25 protein-coding genes are annotated in these 23206 nt (G+C 53.5%); 7 read left to right on the top strand and 18 right to left on the bottom strand.

Annotated elements, in window-relative coordinates:
• Positions 1-113: 113 nt before the first annotated feature.
• The 10 genes from UTM25_RS22600 to UTM25_RS06075 form a co-directional block, all read right to left on the bottom strand.
• A complete protein-coding gene (locus tag UTM25_RS22600; RefSeq protein WP_340673954.1) occupies positions 114-269 on the bottom strand; it encodes a hypothetical protein in 156 nt (51 codons plus the stop codon).
• Between the two features lie 2 nt (positions 270-271).
• On the bottom strand, positions 272-868 hold the full coding sequence (locus tag UTM25_RS06115) for an alpha/beta hydrolase (protein ID WP_340673955.1): 597 nt from the start codon (positions 866-868) through the stop codon (positions 272-274).
• Between the two features lie 86 nt (positions 869-954).
• Positions 955-1128, bottom strand: a complete 174-nt coding sequence (locus tag UTM25_RS06110) for a GhoT/OrtT family toxin (protein WP_013096478.1) — start codon at positions 1126-1128, stop codon at positions 955-957.
• Between the two features lie 183 nt (positions 1129-1311).
• Positions 1312-2736, bottom strand: coding sequence for an aminobutyraldehyde dehydrogenase (gene patD / locus UTM25_RS06105; protein WP_194399346.1), 1425 nt, complete (start codon positions 2734-2736; stop codon positions 1312-1314).
• Positions 2737-2760: 24 nt separating this feature from the next.
• A complete protein-coding gene (locus UTM25_RS06100) occupies positions 2761-3567 on the bottom strand; it encodes an ABC transporter permease (RefSeq protein WP_029741505.1) in 807 nt (268 codons plus the stop codon).
• Positions 3557-4501 carry an ABC transporter permease gene (locus UTM25_RS06095; RefSeq protein WP_194399347.1) on the bottom strand — a complete coding sequence of 315 codons (945 nt, stop codon included), beginning with the start codon at positions 4499-4501 and terminating at the stop codon, positions 3557-3559. Before UTM25_RS06095 ends, UTM25_RS06100 begins: the two co-directional genes overlap by 11 nt.
• Before the next feature lies 1 nt (position 4502).
• The gene (locus UTM25_RS06090; protein WP_048979173.1) at positions 4503-5516 is read right to left on the bottom strand and encodes an ABC transporter ATP-binding protein; all 1014 of its coding nucleotides are present in this window, start codon (positions 5514-5516) and stop codon (positions 4503-4505) included.
• A 17-nt stretch (positions 5517-5533) separates the two neighbouring features.
• Positions 5534-6679 carry a putative ABC transporter substrate-binding protein YdcS gene (gene ydcS / locus UTM25_RS06085; RefSeq protein WP_194399348.1) on the bottom strand — a complete coding sequence of 382 codons (1146 nt, stop codon included), beginning with the start codon at positions 6677-6679 and terminating at the stop codon, positions 5534-5536.
• A gap of 271 nt (positions 6680-6950) precedes the next feature.
• Positions 6951-8360 (bottom strand): PLP-dependent aminotransferase family protein, encoded by a 1410-nt coding sequence (locus UTM25_RS06080; RefSeq protein ID WP_033145692.1) that lies wholly within the window; start codon positions 8358-8360, stop codon positions 6951-6953.
• 82 nt (positions 8361-8442) lie between these two features.
• Positions 8443-8631, bottom strand: a complete 189-nt coding sequence (locus UTM25_RS06075) for a hypothetical protein (protein ID WP_023335881.1) — start codon at positions 8629-8631, stop codon at positions 8443-8445.
• Positions 8632-9020: 389 nt separating this feature from the next.
• Here UTM25_RS06075 and UTM25_RS06070 point away from each other — a divergent pair, with 389 nt between their 5' ends.
• The 4 genes from UTM25_RS06070 to hslJ all read left to right on the top strand — a co-directional run bounded on the left by UTM25_RS06070 (position 9021) and on the right by hslJ (position 12125).
• A complete protein-coding gene (locus tag UTM25_RS06070) occupies positions 9021-10421 on the top strand; it encodes a cytochrome ubiquinol oxidase subunit I (RefSeq protein WP_029741510.1) in 1401 nt (466 codons plus the stop codon).
• The gene (gene cydB, locus UTM25_RS06065) at positions 10421-11431 is read left to right on the top strand and encodes a cytochrome d ubiquinol oxidase subunit II (RefSeq protein WP_194399349.1); all 1011 of its coding nucleotides are present in this window, start codon (positions 10421-10423) and stop codon (positions 11429-11431) included. The genes UTM25_RS06070 and cydB overlap by 1 nt, the downstream gene beginning before the upstream one ends.
• Positions 11431-11559 carry a DUF2474 domain-containing protein gene (locus UTM25_RS06060; protein WP_008501283.1) on the top strand — a complete coding sequence of 43 codons (129 nt, stop codon included), beginning with the start codon at positions 11431-11433 and terminating at the stop codon, positions 11557-11559. The genes cydB and UTM25_RS06060 overlap by 1 nt, the downstream gene beginning before the upstream one ends.
• 128 nt (positions 11560-11687) lie before the next feature.
• Positions 11688-12125, top strand: coding sequence for a heat shock protein HslJ (gene hslJ / locus UTM25_RS06055; protein WP_194399350.1), 438 nt, complete (start codon positions 11688-11690; stop codon positions 12123-12125).
• Here the strand turns inward: hslJ and UTM25_RS06050 are convergent, their stop codons facing one another.
• A complete protein-coding gene (locus UTM25_RS06050; protein WP_023312003.1) occupies positions 12126-12392 on the bottom strand; it encodes a DUF333 domain-containing protein in 267 nt (88 codons plus the stop codon).
• Between the two features lie 272 nt (positions 12393-12664).
• Here UTM25_RS06050 and nifJ point away from each other — a divergent pair, with 272 nt between their 5' ends.
• From nifJ to UTM25_RS06035, 3 genes are all read left to right on the top strand, one after another.
• Entirely contained in the window at positions 12665-16189 is a 3525-nt protein-coding gene (gene nifJ / locus UTM25_RS06045; RefSeq protein WP_194399351.1) for a pyruvate:ferredoxin (flavodoxin) oxidoreductase, read from the top strand.
• A gap of 388 nt (positions 16190-16577) precedes the next feature.
• Positions 16578-17687 (top strand): porin OmpC, encoded by a 1110-nt coding sequence (ompC, locus tag UTM25_RS06040; RefSeq protein WP_194399352.1) that lies wholly within the window; start codon positions 16578-16580, stop codon positions 17685-17687.
• Between the two features lie 148 nt (positions 17688-17835).
• Complete coding sequence (locus UTM25_RS06035; RefSeq protein WP_256062893.1) at positions 17836-17961, top strand: hypothetical protein; 126 nt, start codon at positions 17836-17838, stop codon at positions 17959-17961.
• Between the two features lie 62 nt (positions 17962-18023).
• Here UTM25_RS06035 and UTM25_RS06030 read toward each other — a convergent pair whose 3' ends face one another.
• The 7 genes from UTM25_RS06030 to UTM25_RS06000 form a co-directional block, all read right to left on the bottom strand.
• Complete coding sequence (locus UTM25_RS06030) at positions 18024-18101, bottom strand: hypothetical protein (RefSeq protein WP_223239581.1); 78 nt, start codon at positions 18099-18101, stop codon at positions 18024-18026.
• Positions 18102-18169: 68 nt separating this feature from the next.
• Entirely contained in the window at positions 18170-18592 is a 423-nt protein-coding gene (locus tag UTM25_RS06025) for a GFA family protein (RefSeq protein WP_194399353.1), read from the bottom strand.
• 3 nt (positions 18593-18595) lie between these two features.
• Positions 18596-18793 carry a hypothetical protein gene (locus UTM25_RS06020; RefSeq protein ID WP_194399354.1) on the bottom strand — a complete coding sequence of 66 codons (198 nt, stop codon included), beginning with the start codon at positions 18791-18793 and terminating at the stop codon, positions 18596-18598.
• 90 nt (positions 18794-18883) lie between these two features.
• On the bottom strand, positions 18884-19915 hold the full coding sequence (locus tag UTM25_RS06015; RefSeq protein ID WP_194399355.1) for a methyltransferase: 1032 nt from the start codon (positions 19913-19915) through the stop codon (positions 18884-18886).
• 259 nt (positions 19916-20174) lie between these two features.
• Positions 20175-20624 (bottom strand): hypothetical protein, encoded by a 450-nt coding sequence (locus UTM25_RS06010; protein WP_194399356.1) that lies wholly within the window; start codon positions 20622-20624, stop codon positions 20175-20177.
• 155 nt (positions 20625-20779) lie between these two features.
• The gene (locus UTM25_RS06005) at positions 20780-21112 is read right to left on the bottom strand and encodes a DUF1294 domain-containing protein (RefSeq protein WP_194399357.1); all 333 of its coding nucleotides are present in this window, start codon (positions 21110-21112) and stop codon (positions 20780-20782) included.
• A gap of 495 nt (positions 21113-21607) precedes the next feature.
• The gene (locus UTM25_RS06000) at positions 21608-23131 is read right to left on the bottom strand and encodes a cyclic diguanylate phosphodiesterase (protein ID WP_194399358.1); all 1524 of its coding nucleotides are present in this window, start codon (positions 23129-23131) and stop codon (positions 21608-21610) included.
• Positions 23132-23206: the final 75 nt, after the last annotated feature.

Genomic DNA, 23206 nt, shown 5'->3' with positions numbered 1-23206 from the left:
TAACAATGTAGCCGCATTTCATGCCGGGTGGCGCTGCCGCTTACCCGGCCTACATTCTTCATCGTTGTAGGCCCGTGCAAGCGTAGCGCCGCCGGGCGAAACTTTTGCGCGCATCACTCCGTCATACACCCGGCTAACGTCTGTGCCAGCGCAGACGGGTTTTCCCACGACATCGAGTGCCCCGCCGCTGGGATAATTTTTACCTCAACGCCCTTTTGCTTCAGACTTTCCACATCGTCATCCGGCAGAGACAGTTCGCCGAAAATCAACGTTACCGGGCAAGGAAGTGACAGGAACTGTGCTTCCCATTCGGGCTCAACGCCCGCCACCAGGCTCGATGCGCCCCGCCAGACGGCATATGGCGCATTGCTCTGCAGACACCCTGCCCACGCCGTTTTTCCGCACTGAGCATGGCGTCATAGCCCTGCGTCAGAAACTGCTGCTCGGTTTGCGCTGCAATAGACCGGCTAAACATCCCCCCACCCGCATGAAAATTGGGCTCTGACACCATCAGCCCTTTAACGCGCGACGCCAGCAGCACTGCCGTTTCGATAGCAATGCTGCCGCCCATGCTGTGGCCGTATAACCAGAAGGCATCCAGCTTAAGGTGGTCAATCAGTTCCGCCACAACGTGCGCCTGGTCGGTGGTTTTATAGCTGTAGCGTTCAGGCTTGTCGCTGTAGCCGCTGCCGGGCAAGTCGATGAGAATCGCTCTGCGCGCGCCAAACAGCGGGTCATGAACGACACGGGGATATTCATAGGAAGAGGCGCAGCCCAGCCCGTGAATGAACACCACGGGATCGCCGGTGCCGGGCAGGTCTTGCCAGCGCACGGTACAACCGGCCTGCTGCGAGTGAAAACTGTTCATAAGCACTCCTTTTACGATGCACTGTGTATTTATACAGTTACCGTATCTGGAATGCTATATTCATCTTTTAAAAATGGAAGCGTGCTTCAGAAAAGCGAGACCAGCAGCGCAACGGGAAAGCTCATTGGCCAGGTTGACCCCACCAGAAAAGCGCTGAGCAGGCGGATACGTTTGCGGTCTTTAGAGAGGAACCAGGTAATTAATGCGCAGATGGAAGCCATGATTGCGTAAAAAACCAACATCTTTTGATACAACGTCATTCTGTATACCAGAGCCGAAAAAATAACCGCACGCAATATGCGTCATATGTTGATACAGATCAAGTTTTTTCGTTACAGAATAACCACTTAAAGGCTACGGATAATAACAATTGAGTATCTTACGTAACACTCATGGCGGGCGTGGGGAACGCCTGGCCGCGCATGCGGCCAGGCATGGTGGGCTTAGTGTTTGATCATCACATGCCGCACGACCGTATAATCCTCAAGCCCGTAGACCGACATATCTTTGCCGTAGCCGGATAATTTCATGCCCCCGTGCGGCATTTCGCTCACCAGCATAAAATGGGTATTCACCCAGGTGCAGCCGTACTGCAGCCGCGCGCTCAGGCGATGGGCGCGGCCCACGTCTTTGGTCCAGACCGATGACGCCAGGCCATACTGCGAATCGTTCGCCCAGGCCAGCACCTGCGCCTCGTCATCAAACTCGGTGACGCTCACCACCGGGCCAAACACCTCCCGCTGAACGATGGCGTCGTCCTGTTTTGCCCCCGCCAGCAGGGTTGGCTGGAAGTAGTAGCCTGCCCCCTCTTTTTTGCTCCCACCGGTGACAACGCGGATGTGGCCGAGCGCTTTCGCCTCATCGACCGCCTGACAGACGCGTGAAAGATGGGCGGCCGAGCTGAGCGGGCCCAGTTCGGTCGAGGCATCCTCCGGCGCACCAATATTAAGGCTGGCGACCGCTGCGCCCAGCTTTTCCACCAGCGCGGCATAAATGCCCTTCTGGGCATAAATCCGGCAGGCCGCCGTACAGTCCTGTCCGGCATTGTAGAAACCAAACGTCCGCACCCCTTCGACAACCGCATCCAGGTCGGCATCATCAAAGACGATAACCGGCGCTTTACCGCCCAGCTCCATGTGGGTGCGTTTAATGGATGACGCGGTATGGCCGATGATATGTTCCCCGGTAGCAATCGAACCGGTCAGCGAAACCATACGGACCTTTTCATGCCCGGTAAGCGGGTCACCGACCGTTTTACCCCGGCCAAACAGGACGTTCAGAACGCCTGCCGGGAAGATATCTTTTGCCAGCTCCCCCAGCTTCAGCGCGGTCAGGGGCGTGATCTCTGAGGGCTTAATCACCACGCAGTTCCCAGCCGCCAGCGCGGGTGCCAGCTTCCAGGCCGCCATCATCAGCGGATAGTTCCAGGGGGCAATAGAGGCAACCACGCCCACCGGATCGCGGCGGATCATCGACGTGTGACCGTCAAGGTACTCCCCGGCGGCCAGCCCGTTCAGACAGCGGGCGGCCCCGGCAAAGAAACGGAAAACGTCGACCACCGCCGGAATTTCATCTCCCATAGCACAGTGCAGCGGCTTGCCGCAGTTGAGGGATTCGAGCCGGGCAAAGTCCTCCCCATGCGCTTCAATCGCATCCGCCAGCTTCAGCAGGCACTCGGCACGGGTTTTCGGCGTGGTTTGCCCCCACTCACCAAAAGCACGGTCGGCCGCCTGAACCGCCGCGTCGACCTGAGCCGCTGACGCCTCGGCAATCTCCAGCAGGAGTTCTCCAGTGGCCGGGTTATAGACCGGCTGTTTTTCTCCCTCTCCGGTTACCAGTTTTCCCTCTATCAGCAGTTGTGTTTGCATAGCATTTTCCTGTTGAATTCACTGTTATTTCCCGCTGCCGGCGATGTTCTCGCCGTCGCGGGTTAGCCACCAGGCTCCCAGAATGGGGATAGTTGTCACCAGCATCACCAGCAGTGCTACAACGTTGGTGACCGGCACGTCGCGCGGACGACCGAGCTGATTGAGCAACCACAGCGGTAACGTGCGCTCGTGTCCCGCCGTAAACGTTGTGACGATTATCTCGTCAAACGACAGGGCAAACGCCAGCATTCCCCCGGCCAGCAGCGCGGAACCCAGATTGGGCAGCACCACATAGCGGAAGGTTTGCCATCCGTCGGCCCCGAGATCCATCGACGCTTCCACCAGGCTCCAGGAGGTGCGTCTGAACCGGGCAATCACGTTGTTAAACACCACCACCACGCAAAAGGTGGCGTGTCCCACCACGATGGTGAAAAAACCCGGCTCAAGGTCAATCGTTTTGAATGCCGTCAGCAGCGCCAGACCGGTGATGATCCCCGGTAACGCAATCGGCAACAGCAGCAACAGCGAGATCGCATTCTTGCCAAAAAACTCGCTTCGCCACAGCGCCGCTGCAGCAAGCGTGCCAAGCACAAGGGCAATCGCGGTGGAGAGCGCGGCAATCTGAAGTGACAACGTCACGGATTCAATAATATCGCCGCGCCCCGCCGCCACGCTGAACCACTTCAGCGTCAGCCCCTGCGGCGGAAAGCTGAAGGCCGCGTCTTCGGTATTAAAGGCATAGGTCGCGATAATCAGCAGCGGGAAGTGCAGGAAGATGACGCCGCCCCACGCTGCCACTTTCAGGAACAGCGGTGCGCGTTCAGAGTGCATCGAATGCTCCCAGACGTTTCACGAACGCCAGATAGAGTGAAATCAGCACGATGGGCACCAGCGTGAACGCGGCGGCCATGGGCATATTGCCAATGGCACCCTGCTGCGAGTAGACCATGTTACCGATGAAGTAGCCCGGCGGCCCCACCAGCTGTGGAACGATGAAATCCCCCAGCGTCAGGGAAAAGGTGAATATTGAGCCCGCGGCAATACCCGGGATCGCCAGCGGCAGAACGACGTAGCGAAAGGTCTGGCGAGGGCGCGCGCCGAGGTCGGCTGAGGCCTGCAGTAGCGAGGCAGGCAGGCGTTCCAGCGCCGCCTGGACGGGCAGGATCATAAACGGCAGCCAGATGTAGACGAAGACCAGAAACCGTCCCAGCCCGGAGGTGGACAAGGTGTTGCCGCCAATCGCCGGGAGCGTAAGGAGTGAGGTCAGGATCGGCTCCAGCCCCATGTGGTTGAGAAACCACTGCGCCACCCCGTCCTTCGCCAGCAGCAGCGTCCAGGCGTAGGCTTTGACGATGTAGCTCGCCCACATTGGCAGCATCACAGCAATATAGAAAAATGCTTTCCACTTGCCTCGGGTGTATCGCGCCATGTACCAGGCCATCGGGAATGCCAGGATGGCGCTGGCTATCGTCACCGCAATCGCCATGGTTAACGTGCGCAGGATGATGTCGTAGTTTGCCGGGTTGAAAAGCGCCCGAATGTTCGCCAGGGTCAGATCCGGCGTGACGCCCATGGTGAAATCGTCAAAGGTGTAAAACCCTTGCAACAGCAGGGTCAGAAGCGATCCTAAATAGACGATGCCAAACCACATGAGCGGCGCGAGCAGAAGCAGGAACAGGCCGAGCGACGGTTTACGCCAGAACAGCGCCGTCATGCGGCTTAAGCGCCCATGCGAGGCGGGAGGATGCGCAACGCTCATAGACATTTCACCTCTCCTCGTGCAGGCGAATCATCGCCTCGCGTGACCACGACGCCATCACCGCCTGCCCCGGCGCAATGCCGCTCAGCGACGAGGTTTCACTGAGATTGGCCTGGCTCACCAGCAGCTTGGCGCCATCTGCGAGCTTCAGCTCCAGACGCGTGGCCGCTCCCTGATACTGAACGGCCTGCACGATGCCCTGAACCTGAACGTCTCCGCCCTCATTAAGGCGAATATGTTCCGGGCGCAGGGAATAGCTGCCTTCCATACCGCAAATTTTCTGCGCAAGGCCCGCATCAAAGACGTTGGACGTGCCGACAAAACCGGCGACAAACGGCGTGCGCGGACGCATGTAGAGATCGCGCGGGGTATCCACCTGCTCGATGCGCCCGTTATTGAACACCGCCACCCGGTCTGACATGGAAAGGGCCTCGCCCTGATCGTGGGTGACAAAAATAAAGGTGATGCCGAGTTCCTGCTGAAGCTTCTTCAGCTCGAACTGCATCTGTTCACGCAGTTTGAGATCGAGCGCACCTAAGGGCTCATCCAGCAGCAGGACGCGCGGCTCATTGACCAGCGCCCGGGCGATGGCGACACGCTGCCGCTGGCCGCCGGAAAGTTGCGAGGGTTTGCGGGCAACGGCAAAGCTCAGGCCCACTTTTTCCAGGGCATCACGGGCCTGCGCATGGCGTTTTTTCCTGTCGATGCCTTTGACCATCAGCCCGTAGGCAACATTGTCGAGAATCGACATATGCGGGAACAGCGCGTAGTCCTGAAAGACGGTGTTCACATCCCGCTCCCAGGGAGGCAGTTCGCTCGCCTCTTTGCCGAAGATAGAAATCGTGCCGCCTGACAGCTGTTCAAAACCCGCGATCAGACGCAGGCAGGTGGTTTTGCCGGAGCCCGAAGGCCCCAGCATGGAGAAAAACTCTCCGTCACGAATAGCAATGGTGACCCCATCCACCGCCCGTACGTCGCCGTACAGACGGGAAACGTTGTTAAACTCTACCGCGTACGTCATGTTCTGCTCCCGGGCAATTAACGACCGCCCATGATGGCGATGTAATCCTGCGTCCAGCGGCTGTAAGGGACAAATTTGCCGCCTTCTGCGATGGGGGTTTTCCAGAACATGATTTTGTCGAACTCGTTATAACCGTTTGTTTCGCAGCCTTTATCACCCAGCAGCGTGCTGGCCTTACACCCTTCTGCAACCACGGGCAGGGAGCCAAACCAGGCCGCCAGATCGCCCTGCACTTTCGGCGTCAGCGACCAGTTCATCCATTTGTAGGCGCACATCGGGTGTTTTGCCTGCGCGTGCAGCATGGTGGTATCCGCCCAGCCGGTCACCCCCTCTTTCGGGAAGACGGTGGCAACGGGCTGGTTCTCAGCCTTCAGCGCATTCGCCTGATACGGCCAGGCGCTGGAGGCCACAACGCCTTCATTTTTAAAGTCGCTCATCTGAACGGTGGTGTCGTGCCAGTAGCGGTGGATCAGCGCGTGCTGGTCGCGAAGCACCTTGAGCACGGCGGCATACTGTTTTTCGGTGAGCTGGTACGGGTCTTTGATACCCAGCTGCGGCTGAGTGGCTTTGACGAACAGCGCGGCATCGGCGATATAAATCGGGCCGTCATACGCCTGCACGCGTCCCTGATTGGTTTTACCGTCCGGCAGATCCTGTTTGGTAAAGACCACGCTCCAGCTGTCCGGCGGCGTCGGGAAGGCTTTGGTGTTGTACATCAGCAGGTTTGGCCCCCACTGATACGGCGTGCCGTAAACTTTCCCGCCGACGTTAAACCATTCCCCTTTTACAATCCGCGCGTCGAGCGTTTTCCAGTTGGGGATGAGGTCCGGGTTAATGGGCTGAACGCGTTTACCCATGATCAGGCGCAGGGAGGCGTCACCCGAGGCGGTGACCAGGTCATATCCCCCTTTCGCCATCAGGCTGACCATTTCATCCGACGTGGCCGCCGTCTTGACGTTGACCGCACACCCGGTCTCTTTTTCAAACTGGGTGACCCAGTCATAATTTTTATCCGTCTGTCCGCGTTCGATGTATCCCGGCCAGGCGATAATATCCAGCCGACCTTCCCCGTCGCCGATGGCCTTTGGTGGTTCTGCGGCTTGCGCTGTCATGATAGTCATGCCGAGCGCGCACAGGCTGCTGCGGGCAAAATGTTTGCTCATAAGAGTTACTCCTGTCGCAATGAAATTTAGCGGCAGCCGTGCCGTAAAAATATCTCCCTTATTAAACGTAGACCGCGCAAATGCGCCGCACCGTACGGCTTCAGGAAATTTCATCAAGGTGTGACCGAGGGCGCATTCCCCGTTAACTGGATTATAGACAAGGAGTTAGCCGCGAGAGACGGTATGCAGATTTCCTATGACAGGGCACCGCGAAATATTCGCAGCGCCGTCATCAGGATAAGAATTGATTATTTAAATAACGGAGAAAAGTTTATTCCAGCATCGTGCTAATTAATTTTCCTAACTGAATGACCGCCTGCTCTTCTCGCTCTCCCCAGGCCCAGGAGGTATTAAACCGGAAGAACGGTGTCCACGCGTCGGAGGTGGAAAACATCTTTCCGGGCGCAATGCTGATGTGGTGCGTTAAGGCTTTTTCGCTGAGCAGACCCGCATCCAGCTGCGCCGGAAGCTCCAGCCATAAAAAGTAGCCGCTGTCGTTATGGTGAATTTTGACGCCGGCAGGCATATGGCGCAAAAGAGACTGCCAGGCCTGCTGTTTTCGCTCGGCGAGGGTACGCCGCAGGCGGCGCAGATGGGCGTCGTAGCGTTTCGTCGCCAGATAATCCACCAGCGCCAGCTGCACGGGTGAGCTGGTGGAGAGCGTGCTCATCAGCTGCAGCTGCTGAATGCGTCTCGCGTGTTTTCCTGCCGCAACCCAGCCGATGCGAAAACCGGCCACCAGGCATTTTGAAAAGGACGAGCAGTGCAGCGTCATGTCCTGGCGATCCCATGCTTTCGCCGGGAGCGGCTTTTCGCGGCCAAAATAGAGTTCGCTGTAGACATCGTCTTCAATCAGGGGGACGTTGTGCTGCGTTAACAGCGCGACAAGCTGCGCTTTTTTCTCCGCGCTCAGCGTGAAGCCAAGCGGGTTCTGACTGTTGGTCATGATCCAGCAGGCTTTAACCGGGTACTCCTTCAGCGCCTGTTCAAGGGCATTCAGATCAATCCCCTCGCGGACATCCGTCGCAATCGACAACGCTTTGAGCTTCAGGCGTTCCAGTGCCTGCAGCGCGCCGTAGAAACACGGGTTTTCGACTATCACCCAGTCGCCCGGCTCGGTTACCGCCTGCAGGCTGAGATTGAGCGCTTCAAGCGCGCCTGCGGTGATCACAATCTCTTCCGGGGAGATGTTCATCCCCTGCTGCGCGTAGCGACGGGCAATGGCGTGGCGGAGATCGACGTTACCCGGCGGCAGGTTCTCAATCACGCTCATCGCCGTCGCGGTTTTGCTGACGTTCGCCAGCGAGCGGTTGAGCTGCTGCAGCGGGAAAAGTCGGGGATCGGGAAACGCGGAGGCAAAAGGAACAACGGACGGGTCGCGGCTGGCCTGTAAGACGTCGAAGATGTAGGTGTTGATATCCACCACTTCGTCACGCATCACCTGGGCAGGTGGAGCAGGCTGATGGGCGGTCGGGCGCGAGGCAACGTAATAGCCCGACTGCGGTCTGGCGACAATGCGCCCCTGACTTTCCAGCATCTGATACGCGTGGCCAACGGTCATAAAACTCATGCCGCTGCTCGCTACCTGCTCTCGCAGCGAAGGCAGCTTATCGCCCGGCAGCCATACGCCAAGCTCAATCTGCGAGATAATTTGTTGCGCCAGACGCTGGTATTTTTTCATCAAATTCTCCTTGTGACCGACAGTGTATATCAGCAGGAGAAAAAGAGAAGATTTAGCTAACTGTTATAGTTCGTGAAACGAATTACTTACGGTACTCGGTAACGTGGCTTTGCGCCTGACGCGCGGCGGCCAGGTGATCGAGCGTAATCATCGACGATTTGCAAAAGATGCATTTCGCGCCGAGTGGGTTTTTCTCAGACATATCAAAGACTGAGGTACGGTACTGCGAGCCATGACAGCATGGGCAGCGGAAATGAATATAAGAAGTCATAGGATTCTCCTGACACGTAAAACGTAAATTACTAATGGGCCGATTGGGCAATAATGGTTTTAAACAAAACGAATCGGAAAGTAGATAAAGACCCAAGAGAGGCTGCGGAGAGGCACAACGTGATGAGAACTGCTTTATAAAACTACGTCAGATATTTATTTGGACTCAAAACCAGAGGACCATTAACGCACGGCGCAGACGACAAGGCAAGCAGTTTTATGCGTAAAATTCATAAAAAGACGGTTTTTATTCCTCACGCGAGGTATATCAGATGCCTAAAGCATGAGCTTTAAGCCAACTGTTATGGTTAAAAATCACTTTTCTGCGTCTGATAGTCCGAACGTTGCCCCTATACCATAACAGCACACCGTTTGACATTGAGGCTGTGCATGTTTGGTTTAGATGCTTTTCACCTTGCACGGATACAGTTTGCCTTTACCGTATCCTTTCACATTATTTTCCCGGCGATCACCATCGGCCTGGCAAGCTATCTTGCCGTACTCGAAGGGCTGTGGCTGAAAACCAAAAATCCGGTCTGGCGCTCGCTGTACCATTTCTGGTCGAAGATTTTTGCCGTCAACTTTGGCATGGGCGTGGTCTCCGGGCTGGTGATGGCCTACCAGTTCGGCACCAACTGGAGCGGATTTTCACAGTTTGCGGGCAGCATTACCGGCCCGCTGCTGACCTATGAAGTGCTGACCGCCTTCTTCCTCGAAGCCGGGTTCCTCGGCGTGATGCTGTTCGGCTGGAACAAAGTCGGGCCGGGTCTGCACTTCTTCGCTACCTGCATGGTGGCGCTGGGCACTATTATCTCCACCTTCTGGATCCTCTCGTCGAACAGCTGGATGCAGACCCCGCAGGGCTATGAGATCGTCAACGGTCAGGTCGTGCCGGTGGACTGGTTCGCCGTGGTGTTCAACCCCTCCTTCCCTTACCGCCTGCTGCATATGTCGATAGCCGCATTCCTGAGCAGCGCCCTGTTTGTGGGCGCATCCGCGGCATGGCATCTGCTGCGCGGGAATAATACTCCTGCCATCCGGGCGATGTTTTCGATGGCGCTGTGGATGACGCTGATTGTCGCCCCCATCCAGGCCATGGTTGGCGATATGCACGGGTTGAACACCTTAAAGCACCAGCCCGCCAAGATTGCCGCCATTGAAGGCCACTGGGAAAATCCGCCGGGTGAACCTACCCCGCTGCTGCTGTTTGGCTGGCCGGATATGGAACAGGAGCGCACCCGCTTTGGGCTGGAGATCCCGGCGCTGGGGAGTCTTATCCTGACGCACAGCCTGGATAAACAGGTTCCGGCCCTCAAAGAGTTCCCGAAGGAAGACCGTCCGAATTCCACCATCGTGTTTTGGTCATTCCGCATTATGGCGGGCCTGGGCATGCTGATGCTGCTGCTCGGTGTGACGGCACTCTGGCTGCGCTACAAAAAACGCGTGTATTCGTCGCGCCCCTTCCTGTGGTTTGCGCTGCTGATGGGGCCAACCGGGCTGATTGCCATCCTGGCCGGGTGGATCACCACCGAAGTGGGCCGCCAGCCGTGGGTGGTCTACGGACTCCAGCGAACGAAGGATGCGGTATCTGCCCACGGTGACCTGCACATGAGCGTGAGCCTGCTGGCCTTCTTCGTCGTCTATACCTCGGTATTCGGCGTGGGTTACAGCTATATGGTGCGCCTCATCCGAAAAGGCCCGCAGCCGCATGAAACTTTCGCTACCGAGTCCGACGGACGTCCGGCGCGCCCGCTTTCTGCCGTCACAACTGAACATAAGGAGCAGCCATAATGGGTATCGATCTTTCCATTATCTGGTTTGTGATCATCGTCTTCGCCACGCTGATGTATATCGTGATGGACGGTTTTGATCTGGGGATTGGCATTCTGTTCCCGGCCACGCAAAACGCCGACGATCGCGACGTGATGGTCAACAGCGTCGCGCCGGTCTGGGACGGAAATGAAACCTGGTTGGTGCTTGGCGGTGCCGCCCTGTTTGGCGCATTCCCGCTGGCCTATGCTGTGATCGTTGATGCCCTCACCATTCCGCTAACATTAATGCTGATCGGACTTATTTTCCGCGGGGTGGCATTTGAGTTTCGCTTTAAAGCCACACCGGCCCACCGCCCCTTCTGGGATAAGGCGTTTATTGGCGGCTCAATTCTGGCAACGTTTACCCAGGGCGTGACGGTAGGCGCCGTCATTAACGGTTTTGCCGTCACCGGCCGGGCCTATACCGGCGGACCCTTTGACTGGTTTACCGCGTTTAACCTGTTTTGCGGCGCGGGTCTGGTGGTGGCCTACGCGCTGTTAGGCTCTACCTGGCTGGTGATGAAAAGCGAAAATGCGCTGCAGCAGCGGATGCGTGAGGTGTCGAAAACGCTGTTAATCGCCCTTCTGGCGTTTATTGCAGCGATCAGCCTCTGGACGCCGCTGGCGCAACCGGCCATCGCTGCGCGCTGGTTTACGCTACCAAATCTGTTTTATCTGCTGCCGGTCCCTGCTCTGGTGGTGATTTTTAGCCTCTACCAGTGGCGCTGCCTGAATAATCCCGCCAGCCATAGCCGTCCGTTTATTCTGACGCTGGGGCTGATATTCCTCGGCTTTAGCGGGCTTGGGATCAGCATCTGGCCGCATATTATTCCACCGTCGATCACCCTGTGGCAGGCCGCCGCACCGACGCAAAGCCAGGGCTTTATGCTTGTGGGCGCGCTGTTGATCATTCCCGTTATTCTGGTCTACACCTTCTGGAGCTACTACGTATTTCGCGGCAAAGTTCAGCATGGGGAGGGGTATCACTGATGCAACAACCGGTCTGGAAAAGATTACTGTGGCTGGCCATTATCTGGGGCGGCAGCGTACTGGCGCTGGCTGCTGTCAGTATGCTCTTCCGCATGCTGATGACGGCGGCAGGATTTAAATCACATTAACGTCATTCCGGGCAACCGCTGCGTTGCCCGGTACTTCTCCCCGCACTTTCAGATAAACCCCATTAACGCACGGCAGAGTATCGTTACACTGGAAAAAGATTCACGGTATTTATAGTTTGAGAAGAAAAATGAAAAAGCTCATTGCGTTAAGCGTTATTAGTCTTGTCCTTACCGGGTGTGTTAATCCGGGTAAAGCCTCCGTACAGCCGGAGCAACTTAAAAACCACCGCTTTGTGCTGGAAAACGTAAACGGTAAGGCCGTGAAGACCGCGACAACGCAACCTGAGATCGGTTTTAGCGCGCTGCCAGATCTCAGCCTGGTGAATAACATCAGCGTTTCTGGCCAGATGTGTAATCGCTTCAACGGACAGGGAAAATTGTCCGAAGGCGAGCTTAAGGTTAAAACGCTGGTCATGACGCGCAAACTCTGTACTGAACCGCAGCTGAATGAGTTGGATCAGGCCATCGGCGACATGCTGCGCAAAGGGGCGCAGGTCGACCTGACTGAGGACCAGTTAACGCTGGCGACAGCCGATAAAACGCTGATGTTTAAGCGTGTAGAATAATCAGTAGTTACCGCAGCTTCCAACGGCAAGCGACTGTTCGCTACAGCGTTTGCCGTTTGGCAAGGCGCACATCCCAATAGCAGAACCATCAAGCTGGCGGGCGACAGACAGCGAGCCGCCAATCATTGCGCAGTTAGCCTGACCAGAACTGGACATCGCCGCTTTCATTCCCGGCGCCACGTGGGCTGCCGTTGCCTGCTGGACTGGTTCACTGCTACATGCCGACAACAATAACGCGGCACACCCTACCCAAAATGCTGAGCGCATGCTCTCTCCCCCATGAATAATGCGAAACCTATGCATAATAGGCATCACACCCCGTGTCGTCGAGAGCAGAAGTGCGTATTTATGCGCTCCGGAAACAATTTCTCGCAATTTTTTCGCCAAAAGTTTGATCTACTCATTGATGGAGAGAATAGCAAGGACACAAAAGCGAAAATCGTAAAATCCCTCGTTTGCTAGAATACACAGATAATATTCAGGGTTTGTTGCCGTAATACAGACCCCAATTTTTTTGCGCAATGTAAGGGTGTTGTCCTATGCAAACTATTGACGGTAATGGTGCAGTTGCCTCAGTCGCGTTTCGCACCAGTGAAGTTATCGCCATCTACCCGATTACGCCAAGTTCTACCATGGCCGAGCAGGCGGATGCCTGGGCGGGTAACGGGTTAAAAAACGTCTGGGGCGATGTCCCGAGAGTGGTTGAAATGCAGTCTGAAGCCGGTGCGATTGCCACGGTACACGGTGCGCTTCAGACCGGCGCGCTTTCCACGTCGTTTACCTCCTCTCAGGGATTGCTGTTAATGATCCCTACGCTGTACAAACTCGCCGGTCAACTGACCCCCTTCGTTCTGCACGTTGCTGCGCGTACCGTTGCTACCCACGCGCTCTCTATCTTTGGCGATCATTCAGACGTGATGGCCGTGCGCCAGACCGGCTGTGCGATGCTTTGCGCCAGCAGCGTACAGGAAGCCCAGGACTTTGCCTTAATTTCCCATATCGCCACGCTCAAAAGCCGCGTGCCGTTTATTCACTTCTTTGATGGTTTCCGCACCTCTCACGAAATCAATAAAATCGTCCCGCTGGCTGACGATACTATCCTGAATCTTCTCCCGCAGGCGGAAATCGACGCGCATCGCGCCCGGGCTCTGAATCCTGAACACCCGGTTATTCGCGGGACATCGGCGAACCCGGATACTTATTTCCAGTCCCGCGAGGCCACGAACCCCTGGTATAACGCGGTTTACGACCATGTTGAACAGGCGATGAACGACTTTGCCGCCGCGACCGGCCGGGAGTACAAACCGTTTGAGTACTACGGACATCCGCAGGCGGAACGGGTGATCGTGCTGATGGGGTCAGCCATTGGGACCTGTGAAGAGGTGGTTGACGAGCTGCTGACGCGCGGCGAAAAAGTTGGCGTGCTTAAGGTGCGTCTCTATCGCCCGTTCTCGGCTAAACATCTGCTTTCGGCTCTCCCTGAAAGCGCCCGCGCTGTGGCGGTGCTCGACCGTACCAAAGAGCCTGGCGCGCAGGCGGAACCCCTCTATCTGGATGTGATGACCGCCCTGGCAGAAGCCTTTAATCAGGGCGAACGTGAAACGCTGCCGCGCGTAATCGGGGGGCGCTATGGTTTGTCCTCCAAGGAGTTTGGGCCGGACTGCGTGCTGGCGGTATTCAACGAGTTAAGCGAAGCGAAACCCAAGCCGCGCTTTACCGTCGGCATTTATGATGATGTGACTAACCTGTCCCTGTCGCTGCCGGAAAATACCCTGTCCTCGACCGCCAAACTTGAGGCGCTGTTCTATGGTCTGGGCAGCGACGGCAGCGTCTCCGCGACCAAAAACAACATCAAAATCATCGGCAACTCCACGCCGTGGTACGCCCAGGGGTACTTCGTTTACGACTCCAAAAAAGCAGGCGGCCTGACCGTTTCCCACCTGCGCGTGAGCGAACAGCCCATCCGCTCTGCGTATCTTATTTCTCAGGCCGATTTTGTTGGTTGTCACCAGCTGCAGTTTATCGATAAATACCAGATGGCCGAGCGCCTGAAGCCCGGCGGTATTTTCCTCCTCAATACGCCGTACAGCGCAGATGAAGTCTGGTCGCGCCTGCCGCAGGAAGTTCAGGCGGTGCTGAACCAGAAAAAAGCCCGTTTCTATGTGGTCAACGCGGCGAAAATTGCCCGCGAATGTGGCCTTGCCGCGCGTATCAATACCGTTATGCAGATGGCCTTCTTCCATCTGACGAATATCCTGCCGGGCGACAGCGCGCTGGCGGAACTGCAGGGTGCGATTGCCAAAAGCTACAGCAGCAAAGGCCAGGAGCTGGTCGAGCGAAACTGGCAGGCGCTGGCGCTGGCACGCGAATCGCTGTTTGAGGTACCGCTGCAGCCGGTCAATGCCGCAAGCCCGAACCGCCCTCCGGTGGTGTCCGATGCGGCGCCTGATTTCGTTAAGACCGTGACGGCGGCGATGCTGGCCGGTCTGGGCGATGCCCTGCCCGTCTCTGCGCTACCGCCGGATGGCACCTGGCCGATGGGCACCACGCGCTGGGAAAAACGCAACATTGCCGAAGCGATCCCCATCTGGAAAGAAGAGCTGTGTACCCAGTGCAACCACTGCGTTGCGGCATGCCCGCACTCTGCCATTCGAGCCAAGGTGGTATCACCGGAAGAGATGGAAACCGCACCGGCCAGCCTGCATTCGCTGGATGTGAAATCTCGCGATATGCGCGGACAGAAATACGTTCTGCAGGTCGCGCCTGAAGATTGCACAGGCTGTAACCTGTGCGTCGAGGTCTGTCCGGCGAAAGACAGGCAGGATCCAGAGATCAAAGCCATCAACATGATGTCGCGTCTGGAGCATGTTGAAGAGGAGAAGGTCAATTATGATTTCTTCCTGAATCTGCCGGAAATCGATCGCAGCAAACTGGAGCGCATTGATATTCGTACCTCGCAGCTGATTACGCCGCTGTTTGAATACTCCGGTGCCTGCTCAGGCTGCGGTGAAACACCGTATATCAAGCTGCTTACCCAGCTGTACGGTGACAGGATGCTGATTGCCAACGCTACCGGCTGTTCGTCTATCTATGGCGGTAACCTGCCCTCCACGCCGTACACCACTGACGCCAACGGTCGCGGTCCCGCGTGGGCAAACTCGCTGTTCGAAGACAACGCCGAATTTGGTCTGGGCTTCCGCCTGACCGTTGACCAGCACCGCGCGCGCGTGATGCGCCTGCTGGAACAGTTTGCCGGACAGATCCCTGCCGGGCTCAATGAAGCGCTTCACGCTGACGCGACGCCAGAGGTACGTCGTGAGCAGGTAGCTGAGCTGCGTCAGATGCTTCAGGGCGTGGCGGGGGCTGAACAGCTGCTGACCGACGCGGACGCGCTGGTTGAAAAATCAATCTGGCTGATTGGCGGTGACGGCTGGGCTTACGACATCGGCTTTGGCGGACTGGATCACGTGTTAAGCCTGACCGAAAACGTCAATATCCTGGTTCTGGATACGCAGTGTTATTCCAACACCGGTGGTCAGGCATCGAAAGCAACGCCGTTAGGCGCGGTAACGAAATTCGGCGAACACGGTAAACGCAAGGCGCGCAAAGATCTCGGCGTGAGCATGATGATGTACGGTCACGTTTACGTCGCGCAAATCTCGCTGGGTGCCCAGCTTAACCAGACGGTAAAAGCGATCCAGGAAGCTGAAGCGTATCCTGGCCCGTCGCTGATCATCGCCTACAGCCCTTGCGAAGAGCATGGCTACGATCTGGCACTCAGCCACGACCAGATGCGTCAGTTGACCGCGACCGGTTTCTGGCCGTTGTACCGGTTCGACCCGCGTCGTGCTGACGAGGGTAAATTACCGCTGGCGCTGGATTCGCGCCCGCCGTCCGATGCCCTGGCCGAGACGTTAATGCAGGAGCAGCGCTTCCGTCGCCTTAACGCGCAGCAGCCGGAAGTGGCCGAACAGCTCTGGAAAGATGCCGCTGCTGACCTGCAAAAACGTTATGACTTCCTGGCGCAAATGGCGGGTAAAGCCGAAAAACCGACCAGCGACTAGTACCTCTGCCCGGCTTGTCCGGGCATTTTTTTACCATAAAAAAGCCCGGCGTATTCACACCGGGCGGATACAGATAATAAATGAATATCTATTTACTTTACTTAATAACATTCATGTTAATTATCGATGAATTATCTTAAAGGCATATAACACCATCAAAACCACCATAATTAACGCCTGATTAATAATTTCAATTTAATATACTTACTTTTAAATCATTCATACAGCCAATGATTATTTCCGCTGATTTATTCGGTATAGATTTTACTTGATTCGTAACAATTATACTTTATTACTCTTACACAGGAGTGATTTAGCATGAGACAACTTTCTCATTCTGAAAGTTCAACAGGTAATCAAATAAAAACAACCACAAAGGAATATCAAAATGCAAAGAAAAGTACTGGCCCTGATGATTCCGGCTCTGTTAATGGCTGGCGCAACTCATGCCGCAGAGATTTATAATAAAGACGGCAACAAATTAGATCTGTACGGAAAAGTAGATGGTCTGCGCTATTTCTCCGACGATAAAGGTGCTGACGGCGATCAAACCTACCTGCGTCTGGGTTTCAAGGGTGAAACGCAGATCAACGATATGATGACCGGCTACGCGCAGTGGGAATACAACATTCAGGCAAATAATACGGAAGGGTCTGATAATCAGTCCTGGACGCGTCTGGCCTTCGCTGGTGTAAAGGTGGGTGACTACGGCTCCTTCGATTACGGTCGTAACTACGGCGTGCTGTACGACGTGGAAGGCTGGACCGATATGCTGCCTGAGTTCGGCGGAGACTCCTACTCTAAAGCCGACAACTTTATGACCAGCCGCGCCAACGGTGTGGCAACCTACCGTAACACCGACTTCTATGGTCTGGTGCAGGGCCTGAACTTTGCGCTGCAGTATCAGGGCAAAAATGAAGATGCCAGCAACAACCAGGAAGGCACCAACAACGGCCGCGACACGCGCCACGAGAACGGCGACGGCTTCGGTATTTCTACCACCTATGACTTCGGCATGGGCATTAGTGCAGGTGCGGCGTACACCTCTTCTGACCGCACCAACGAGCAGGTCATGAATACCACTGCGGGTGGAGACAAAGCGGATGCATGGACGGCGGGCCTGAAGTATGACGCCAATAACATCTATCTGGCGGCAATGTATTCTGAAACCCGCAATATGACACCGTATGGTGATAATACTGACGCCGTGGCGAACAAAACCCAGAACATCGAAGTGACCGCGCAGTACCAGTTCGACTTCGGCCTGCGTCCGTCCGTTTCCTACCTGCAGTCGAAAGGTAAGGACCTGGGCAACGGTCAGGGCGACCAGGATCTGGTTAAATACGCTGACGTAGGGGTCACCTATTACTTCAACAAAAACATGTCCACCTACGTTGATTACAAAATCAACCTGCTGGATGAAGATGACAGCTTCTACAAAGACAACGGCATCAGCACCGATGATGTTGTAGCATTAGGCCTGGTTTACCAGTTCTGATGGTCAGAGCCCGCATAATCATGCGGGCTCGCTTGTTTTTTGAAGTTCGTCACAAAAGACAGTTTAAGAAAGGGATTGGTTGAGGGAAAGTTGAAAGAAAGCTGGTTAAACTGTGGTTATAGCCCTTTCGTCACTAAGGATAACAGCATTGTTTGGTCGTGTATCCCTTGCTGTACTTACCCTTTTAGCATTGCTGTGGATGGCGTTAATTTTTGATTTTGGTGATATTGTCGGGCATCTCGGCACGCTGTTAAACCATCTGGATGGCAGTTGACCGTGTTCCAGGAAATAAAAAGCCACCAGCATTGCCGGTGGCGGATAAACGCGTATGTCGCGTTATTTTTTCACAGGTTGAGGCTTTTTATCACCTGATTCAGGGGCCTCACGCGGATCGTCTTTTTCAACACAGAGCATAGTTTCTCCTGTTTCAGTTACCCACTGCCTACTATAGCCGGAGGAGTAAAAGAGTGGCCAGGCGGCAATCATGCCTGCTCTTCACCTTTCTCGCGAAAAGAGAGATAACCAAATACCCCACTTTCCCCATCCATGGGATGGTTAACGCCGTCCATCACCTTCACCTCTGGAAAATCAAAAGGTGAAACGTTTTCAAAACAGGCGACATTAACGCCATATTCTTTTGGGTTAGAACGCCGCTGATGGAACGTGTAGATCCCGCACACCGAGCAGAAGAAATGCCGTGCCGTTCCCGTGTTAAAGCGGTACTCGGTGAGCTTATCTTCACCTTTGGTCACCTTAATGCCTGACAGCGGCGCAGAAACGACGACCGCGCCCCGCATACGACAAAAGGAACAGCTGCAGCGCCGGGCGGTGTTCAACCCATCGGTAAGCTCAACAGTGAACGCCACCGCGCCGCAATGGCACTTCGCATTTCGTCTTCCAGCCATGGGCTATACCCCTTTTTTCACCAGCTCGGCAGCCTTAACGAAAACCTCATCTTCTACGCCATCGCCTTTTTGCCTGCCGAGCCTGACCAGTTCATCGACAATGCTGTTGCGATGGATCGGTTTCTGCGCTGAAACCAGCCCAATAACGGCGGCCCCAATCGCCAGCCCCACTAATCCGGTTTGTTCATCTTTGTTTTTCATATTCATGCTCCTGGTACAACAAACAAGCGTAGCAGGAATACGGTAAAACGAAATGCCGGACAGATGCTCTGTGAATGTTATTTAAACAGTTCAGAGAGGTACGACTTCCAGAATCGACAGATACGAACGGGTGTCTATTATTTTGTTCAACTTCAGATTGGTCTGCTCAAACAAGGCCTGATACTCAGACTCTGTTCGTGCTCGTCCTCCATCAAAGCTTGTTAACAGAAGAAGGTCAATTTCAAATCGTCCCTGTTCATTATTTTCTTTTTTAATAAGCGGCTCAAAAATTAATAGTCGGGAGTTTTCTTTCATAGCCTTTCTGCAGCATTGAAGGATCTGACTGGCCTTCTCATCAGGCCAGTCCATCAAAATATACTTAAGCAGGTAAATGTCCGCTACAGGACAGGCTTCAAAAAAGCTCCCGTTAATGGTTTCCCATCGACGATTATCATTTAACAGGTGCAGTCGATTTCGCTCAAGCACATCTTTTTGATCAAAAAGGATCCCCGTCAGGGTCGGATTTCGACGTAAAACAGCCAGCAATAAGTTACCCAGCCCGCCGGCGATATCGGCAACCACGGCGTTTTGCGGGAACGAATAGCTATCTGCAATGACTTCATTTTCTACGGATGACATAGAGGCCATACCCGCATGAAAAACGTTGCTGTCAGTCATCGTGTCATCATGCTGCCAGTATTCGTAAAAAGGCTTGCCAAACAAATCATTAAAAACAGGTTTGCCGTGCAATATCTCATCCATTTTAGCCGCTGGCTGCCAGAATGTTGGGTCTGTCAGCATGAGCACCGCCGCACGCAAGGAAAATTCATGCTCAGAACAGAGAAATTGCGCTGAATGGCTAAGACTGTATTCAACTTCAGATAATTCGTTGAAAACTCCACGAGAGGACAATAAACGCATGATTCGATGAAGATATTCTGCGTCGACATTCAACTCCTTCGCCAGTTGCTTGACGGATTTTTTTCCTTCAACCAGACGATCTGCGACGCCTAATACCGCGACGGCTCGAAGTGCTGCCTGCCAGACAAAACCCATGCTTTGCTCTAACAGACACATTCCTTCTTTACGGCTTAGTAAATCCAGACTATTACGTTGCGACATTTTCTTCTCCTTACCAGTAAGGATGTGTTGAACAACTAAAAGGTGTTAGCAAGCGTAAGTCTGGTAGTAAGCTTTATCCATAACGTCAGAAAGGATCATTTATGAGGTTTTGTACCGTTTAGCATACAGTCCGTTTAAATACGTAAAAAACCAAGGCCACTTACCTTTAATATTTAATAGTAATGCATTAAAACTATTAACTTAAAAATGATTGCGTTACATCCAAAATAATGCCTGTCGTAATACAGGCATTTCATAGTTAGAATCTCGGCGCCAGTCCATATTTTGGCGTTTTGATATTTGCCGCCCAAATTTTGATATCGTTTTGCAGGAGAATAGTGAAATCAGATTTCAGATGCATCACCATGCCATTGACGCTTTCCGCGTCCACCACTGAAAAGTGTTCAATTCTGTTTTGCCCTATCTGGACACAATTATATTTGGCGGGCAGTACTTTACCATTCACATTTAGCGGCAGGTTATTCTCACTACAGCGGCCTTCAGTAATATATGACACCAGCAAATTAGCGGATTTCCTTCCAGGCTGGGATACGCTCACCATAACCGGGAAACCTTCCGAGGTTTGCGTCATATCGTAAAGGACCGCATTTTTTATATACCAGGTATTATATTCCCGCTCCTGAAAAGCAGACCAGGAAGGCGCAGAAAAGAGCACCAGCACTGCCAGGATAAGAGATTCTATTTTCATGGGATGTTGTCGTCCGTGTTGTTGCACGTATTATTCAGATTGTGCAAAAAACAGCAACCACTTAAGATTAGTCCTACTACTATTGGCAGTGCCGGAGGAATGAATTAAAGATATGCCTTACTGTCAGCAGTCCCTGCCAACATTCATAAAAGAGATTAAGAAGAAAAATGATAAACGGCCGCCATCATGGCGACGCTGACGACGACGCTGATGAAAAAGTAGCTTTTGAAGGGCTGCTTTTGGGTTTTATGGCGAAAGAGTTGTTGGCCAACAATGGCGCCAGGCCAGCCACCTGTCAAGCCAAATACCAACAATGTCGCTTCCGGAACCCTGCGCATCCCCTTCCGCGCCGCCATTTTATCGGCGCCATACATGACCAACGTCAGCACATTGATCGTCAGAAACCACATGACCAGTGGATGAGTAGCAAGAAGGCTGCCGATCGCAGCGATAATCAGGAGTAAATAACAAAAGCGATTAAGGGTCATAGCACCAGTCACGGGGTGTTTAGCAGTTTTGGATGACGTATTATACGCTAACTGACGTAAATCGCAGAGTGAGATGGCAATTCTAAAAGCAAACTGCTCCCCTGGCATCACTGGTCAACATTTAAACTGCGGTAATAAGTAAGCATTATTTCATTATGCTTTAGCGGCCAGCATTTTTTTCTTAAAAAATTAACCTGAAACATCTTACGTCGAAAACACAGCGTAAGCGCATTGTTGTAACAAAACAATAATCATTACATCCATCAATCTAAAGAGGGCGTGACAATATTGATTAAAGTCAAATTAAACGTTAGCCAGCTAATACTTAAAGTCATCCATTCGTTTAAGGACACCCAAAACAATGTTGAAAACAATTAAATTGACCATCCGTTCAATACATAACAAAATATTGCCGAGGTTAAAGCAATAATGGTCTAAATTTTTTGGGGGATGATGTCCCCCCTTTTTATTTTCTCAGAAACAACTGAATAAAGATTATTCAACTCGTACTTTAACTTTTGGCTTCGACAAGATAACTTTGACCAGTTCCTTGAAAGGAAGAGGTTTGTAAAAGAAAAAACCCTGTAAAAACCGGATATGATTGCGAGTGAGGTAATCGAGCTGCTCTTCTGTTTCAACGCCTTCCGCCACGATGCTAATTGACAGTTTTTTGGCCAACTCAAGTACCGAATCAAGGATTAGCGTTGAGTCCTCATTCGCGTTAACCCTGGCAACAAAGCTCTGGTCGATTTTAATGTAATCAATATGCAGATCCTGCAGATAGGACAGACCGGAATAACCCGTACCAAAGTCATCCAGCGCAATGGCAAATCCGTTGTTATGTAGCTCATTCAATGTATTAACGAGATGTTCATCAATGTCGAGTGGTTCACGCTCCGTCACTTCCACGACAAGGTTAAGATCCTGTTGAGTAAAGCTGCGCTTGTAATGGAGACACTCTTCAACAAAGGTGGACGCAACGATATGAGAAGCGCTGAAGTTAATCCCTACGTGAAACCCTTCTGGCAGCAATGTCGCAATAGCATTCATGTGTATTGCAACCTGCCTCATTAAGCTCTGAGTCAAAGGAATAATTAAACCGGATTTCTCCGCAAGAGGAATGAAGGACGCGGGAGAAATAAACCCTGATTGAGGATGTTTCCATCTGGCCAGCACTTCCACACCCCGTAAGGTTCCCTCTTTGCCGCTCACTACGGGTTGGTAATACGGAATAATTTCATTTCTGTAAATGGCGATGCGCAGTGATTCTTCGGGTGAGACATCCTTAGAAATATAGCGATGAAGAATATAAGCAGAAAGAGAGGATATTATCAGCAGGAATAACACCACGCCTCCGGCTCGATTGAATAATCTCTTAAGGCTAAAAAGAGGTGGAGAGTTAAATTGTACCGAGAAAGGATAACCAGAGGCTTTTACCGTTAATACCTGTTTCTTCGTAGGGTCTGCCGTCGTCACATCGCCTGTCAGGCCTAAAAGGTTTTTGCCCACTCTCAGTGAATATTCAACGCCATTTAATGGCATATCCAGCGCATCCCGAATATGGCTATCGCTGATGCTAACGATGATTCGGCTTCCGGCGTGAATTGTCTGGTATAAGAGAACCGGAAGACCGTTGACGGTACTGGCCGAAGGGACGAGGAGCAGTGATGACTCAGGCAGGATTGAGCTGTTGACCAACAATACGCGGTTTCCCGGCAATGAGGAGCACCAGACCGCATCATTTTTCAGAATAACGATCGTTCTCAGGTGAGGCTGTAATGCCGCCTCGGTGCCCAGCCGATATTGCCCTTCAGCATCACACTCATTCTCGGCAAGTTGCATTGCCATCTCAGTCGCATGACGGGCTTCTTTAAGAATAACATTCATGTTCCGCACGACGTAGTGCGCCTCTGCCAGGCTATCAGCCCGTGCAGAATACCAGACCTGTAAATTGATGATAAAAACGCCGAGCAAGAACATTGTTGTGGCTGCAGCTACGGGGATAGATGCATGGCGCATTTAGGGTTCTCGATTAAAGTGAAGTAGCCGCTTCAACGATGGTGAAGTGATTGAATTGTCATTGTCATTGTCATT

It is taken from the genome of Enterobacter sp. 61D5 (genome assembly GCF_034107965.1).
In the GTDB taxonomy this organism is placed as follows: Bacteria; Pseudomonadota; Gammaproteobacteria; order Enterobacterales; family Enterobacteriaceae; genus Enterobacter; species Enterobacter cloacae_M.
The sequence above is the reverse complement of the archived record's forward strand: the minus strand, read 5'-3'. Positions and strand labels throughout refer to the sequence as shown.

Coding starts and splice junctions, on each gene's coding strand:
- UTM25_RS06115 (WP_340673955.1), bottom strand. CDS start 868: ATGAACAGTTTTCACTCGCAGCAGGCCGGTTGTACCGTGCGCTGGCAA.
- UTM25_RS06110 (WP_013096478.1), bottom strand. CDS start 1,128: ATGACGTTGTATCAAAAGATGTTGGTTTTTTACGCAATCATGGCTTCC.
- patD (WP_194399346.1), bottom strand. CDS start 2,736: ATGCAAACACAACTGCTGATAGAGGGAAAACTGGTAACCGGAGAGGGA.
- UTM25_RS06100 (WP_029741505.1), bottom strand. CDS start 3,567: ATGCACTCTGAACGCGCACCGCTGTTCCTGAAAGTGGCAGCGTGGGGC.
- UTM25_RS06095 (WP_194399347.1), bottom strand. CDS start 4,501: ATGTCTATGAGCGTTGCGCATCCTCCCGCCTCGCATGGGCGCTTAAGC.
- UTM25_RS06090 (WP_048979173.1), bottom strand. CDS start 5,516: ATGACGTACGCGGTAGAGTTTAACAACGTTTCCCGTCTGTACGGCGAC.
- ydcS (WP_194399348.1), bottom strand. CDS start 6,679: ATGAGCAAACATTTTGCCCGCAGCAGCCTGTGCGCGCTCGGCATGACT.
- UTM25_RS06080 (WP_033145692.1), bottom strand. CDS start 8,360: ATGAAAAAATACCAGCGTCTGGCGCAACAAATTATCTCGCAGATTGAG.
- UTM25_RS06075 (WP_023335881.1), bottom strand. CDS start 8,631: ATGACTTCTTATATTCATTTCCGCTGCCCATGCTGTCATGGCTCGCAG.
- UTM25_RS06070 (WP_029741510.1), top strand. CDS start 9,021: ATGTTTGGTTTAGATGCTTTTCACCTTGCACGGATACAGTTTGCCTTT.
- cydB (WP_194399349.1), top strand. CDS start 10,421: ATGGGTATCGATCTTTCCATTATCTGGTTTGTGATCATCGTCTTCGCC.
- UTM25_RS06060 (WP_008501283.1), top strand. CDS start 11,431: ATGCAACAACCGGTCTGGAAAAGATTACTGTGGCTGGCCATTATCTGG.
- hslJ (WP_194399350.1), top strand. CDS start 11,688: ATGAAAAAGCTCATTGCGTTAAGCGTTATTAGTCTTGTCCTTACCGGG.
- UTM25_RS06050 (WP_023312003.1), bottom strand. CDS start 12,392: ATGCGCTCAGCATTTTGGGTAGGGTGTGCCGCGTTATTGTTGTCGGCA.
- nifJ (WP_194399351.1), top strand. CDS start 12,665: ATGCAAACTATTGACGGTAATGGTGCAGTTGCCTCAGTCGCGTTTCGC.
- ompC (WP_194399352.1), top strand. CDS start 16,578: ATGCAAAGAAAAGTACTGGCCCTGATGATTCCGGCTCTGTTAATGGCT.
- UTM25_RS06030 (WP_223239581.1), bottom strand. CDS start 18,101: ATGCTCTGTGTTGAAAAAGACGATCCGCGTGAGGCCCCTGAATCAGGT.
- UTM25_RS06025 (WP_194399353.1), bottom strand. CDS start 18,592: ATGGCTGGAAGACGAAATGCGAAGTGCCATTGCGGCGCGGTGGCGTTC.
- UTM25_RS06020 (WP_194399354.1), bottom strand. CDS start 18,793: ATGAAAAACAAAGATGAACAAACCGGATTAGTGGGGCTGGCGATTGGG.
- UTM25_RS06015 (WP_194399355.1), bottom strand. CDS start 19,915: ATGTCGCAACGTAATAGTCTGGATTTACTAAGCCGTAAAGAAGGAATG.
- UTM25_RS06010 (WP_194399356.1), bottom strand. CDS start 20,624: ATGAAAATAGAATCTCTTATCCTGGCAGTGCTGGTGCTCTTTTCTGCG.
- UTM25_RS06005 (WP_194399357.1), bottom strand. CDS start 21,112: ATGACCCTTAATCGCTTTTGTTATTTACTCCTGATTATCGCTGCGATC.
- UTM25_RS06000 (WP_194399358.1), bottom strand. CDS start 23,131: ATGCGCCATGCATCTATCCCCGTAGCTGCAGCCACAACAATGTTCTTG.